Origin of the sequence: Streptomyces sp. NPDC058964 (assembly GCF_042741275.1) — a bacterium.
Taxonomy (GTDB): domain Bacteria; phylum Actinomycetota; class Actinomycetes; order Streptomycetales; family Streptomycetaceae; genus Streptomyces.
Map to the genome: position 1 here is coordinate 5,135 of NZ_JBHYKH010000413.1, position 2,994 is coordinate 8,128.

The following is a 2,994-nucleotide window of genomic DNA, read 5'->3' on the forward strand; positions in this document are numbered from 1 at the left end:
GGCGCGCGCGCGCGCTGTCTCTGTGTCTGGCCCGCGCCCCCCGCGCCCCCCCGCCCCCCACACTGCATATACACGTACGCACGCTTCCGCACAGAACAGGTAGGTCATGGCCGCGAACAACCGCCGCATGTCCGGCAAGAAGGGCGCGCAGGTCGGCAGCGGCGGCCAGCGGCGCCGGGGCCTGGAGGGCAAGGGGCCGACCCCGCCCGCCGAGATGCGCAAGGGACACGCCAAGCAGCGCGCCGCGAACGCGAAGGCGCGTCGCGCCCAGGGGCGTACGCAGCAGCGCAGGGGTGGCGGCAGGACGTCCTCCGAGCTGGTCGTCGGCCGCAACCCGGTCGTAGAGGCGCTGCGCGAGGGCGTGCCCGCGAGCACCCTCTACGTCCAGCAGTTCATCGACAACGACGAGCGCGTCCGCGAGGCACTCCAGCTCGCCGCCGAGCGCGGGGGCATCAACCTCATGGAGGCCCCGCGCCCCGAGCTCGACCGCATGGCCAACGGGCTCAACCACCAGGGCCTCGTCCTCCAGGTCCCGCCGTACGAGTACGCGCACCCCGAGGACCTCGCCGACGCCGCCTACGACGAGGGCGAGGACCCGCTGATCGTCGCCCTCGACGGGGTGACCGACCCGCGCAACCTCGGCGCCGTCGTCCGCTCCGTCTCCGCCTTCGGCGGCCACGGTGTCGTCGTTCCCGAGCGGCGCGCGGCCGGCATGACCGCCGGTGCCTGGAAGACGTCCGCCGGTACGGCGGCCCGTACGCCCGTCGCCCGCGCGACCAATCTGACGCGCGCCCTGGAGGCGTACAAGAAGGCCGGGATCGTGGTCGTCGGCCTCGCCGCCGACGGAGATGCCGAACTCGGCGACCTGGAGGCCCTGGAGGGTCCGGTCGTCATCGTCGTCGGCAGCGAGGGCAAGGGTCTGTCCCGACTGGTCGGCGAGACGTGCGACTTCCGGGTGCGGATCCCGATGCCCGGTGGCGCGGAGTCGCTCAACGCCGGCGTCGCGGCCGGGATCGTCCTGTACGAGACGGCTCGGCGCCGAGGCTGACGGCGACTCACGGACGCGCCTGAACGCGCGTCCGTGAGTTCACCCGTGCGGGTCAATTCCGGCGTCCGGGACAACCTTGACGCGGTCCGGACAGATCCGACCGGTCAAAGCAGTGTCCTAACTCCACGTCACTCGGTTAGATGAGTGTGGACACCAGAACACCCCGCACACCCACGGGGGACCGCTCGTCGGGATTCGACGACGCTCCCGCGCTGAGCATGGTGAAGGTGCCGAGCGATCCGGCGCAGGTCATCGTCAATCACGCGAGCTTCCGCGTGCAGCTGGGCGCCTCGACACGGCGAGCCCAATCCCCGCGGGTGGCACGGCACTTGAGCTACCCCCAGGACACCGCCCGCGTCCCGGTCGTCGGCGCGGCGGGCAGAGCGGGCACGGCCGGGCCCCGGCGCCGCCCCGTTGTGTGGAGCGGCAGGTCCGAACCCGACGACACCGGCGCCCACCGGCTGCTCCAGGCGGTGCGGGGCGGCAGCGTGCACCACCCGGAGGAGCCGTCCGTCGACGCCGGGGCAACCCAGGTCATCCCCCGTGTCGGGTACGGCGGTTACGGCGACGGCGGCTACGACGACGTCGACCGGACCGTCGAGACCCCCGTCGTCGGCCACCAGCGCACCCCCGTCGCCGGTGAGACCCGGCTCCTGCCCCACATGCGGACCGTGGGCAGCGCCTACGACGAACCCTCCTACGACGAGTCCCTCTACGACGAATCCCTCTACGACGAATCCCTCTACGACGATGAGGAGTTCGAGGACTTCGAGGAACCGGCCGAGACGGCCGCCGAACGGCGGGGCAGGCGCCACGGCGACGACCCGGCCCGGCACGCCTACTACCCCGGCCGCCGGATGAACCTCGGCGTCGTCCTGCTCCCCCTGCGCGTCTTCCTCGGCTTCATCTCCATCTACGCCGGCATGGGCAAGCTCTGCGACCCCGTCTACTTCGACGGCGGCAAGCGCGGCTCCATGGTGAAGTGGCTCAACACCCTGCACCCCTGGGAAGTCGCCGAACCGCTGCGGCAGTTCGCGCTCCAGCACCCGGTCGGCTCCGGGCTCGTGATCGCCTTCCTCCAGGTCGTCGTGGGCGTCCTCACGATCCTGGGCTGCTGGCAGCGGGTCGCCGCGGTCTTCGGCGCGCTGCTCTCGGCCGCGCTCATCGTCACCGTCAGCTGGAAGACCGTCCCCGCCTACGACGCCCCCGACATCATCTACCTGGCCGCCTGGTCCCCGCTGATCATCGCCGGCGCCCCCGTCTACTCCGTCGACGGCCGCCTCGCGGGCAGCGCCTGGCGCACCCTCGGACCGCGCTCCGACATCTGGGAGCTGCGCCGCTTCGTCCTGCGCCGCGGTGCCCTCGTCACGGCCGTCACCGTCGGCCTGACCCTGCTCGTCGGCTCCCTGCTGGGCGGCGCCGTGCGCGACTCCAGCCGAGTGGTCGTGCCCGGTCCCGGCGAGGCCCCGCGCAACAACCTGCCCGGCTCGGCGCTCCCGGAGGAGCCCGCCCAGCGGCACAGCAAGGCCCCTGCGGCCTCCACCCCGCCGTCCGGCGGCGTCACGGCGGGTGCCAGTCCGTCCGGCGCGGCGACGGCCCCGGGTGCGGCCCAGTCGTCGGGCTCCGCCGCCGGTGGCGCGCCCAGCCAGACCCAGGGCACCGCGGGCCAGGCCCCGCCGCGGCACACCTCCCCGGCCGGCCAGGCCCCCAGCACCACCGCGGGTCCCAGCACCGGCGGCACGGCCACCGGTGGCAGCGGCTCGTCCGGCGGCACCGGCACCGGCAGTGGCGGCGGCAGCACGTCCTCCGGGCAGCCCGGACTGGTGGGCGGCCTGCTGGGCTAGCGGCGGCGGCACTCGAAGGGGGGGGGGGGGGGGGCCCCCGCCCCCCCGGGCGGGGCGGTGGCGGGGGGGGGCGCGGAGGGTGTGTCTCGCTCGCCCGCCCCG

At 74.3% G+C, this 2,994-nt stretch carries 2 protein-coding genes; both read left to right on the top strand.

All coding sequences use genetic code 11. From position 1 onward, the window contains the following. The first annotated feature begins 106 nt into the window (after nt 1-106). Nucleotides 107-1,048 (top strand): 23S rRNA (guanosine(2251)-2'-O)-methyltransferase RlmB, encoded by a 942-nt coding sequence (rlmB, locus tag ACFW2E_RS35185; RefSeq protein ID WP_384472529.1) that lies wholly within the window; start codon nt 107-109, stop codon nt 1,046-1,048. A gap of 140 nt (nt 1,049-1,188) precedes the next feature. Next, a complete protein-coding gene (locus tag ACFW2E_RS35190; RefSeq protein ID WP_384472532.1) occupies nt 1,189-2,892 on the top strand; it encodes a DoxX family membrane protein in 1,704 nt (567 codons plus the stop codon). Nucleotides 2,893-2,994 lie beyond the last annotated feature (102 nt).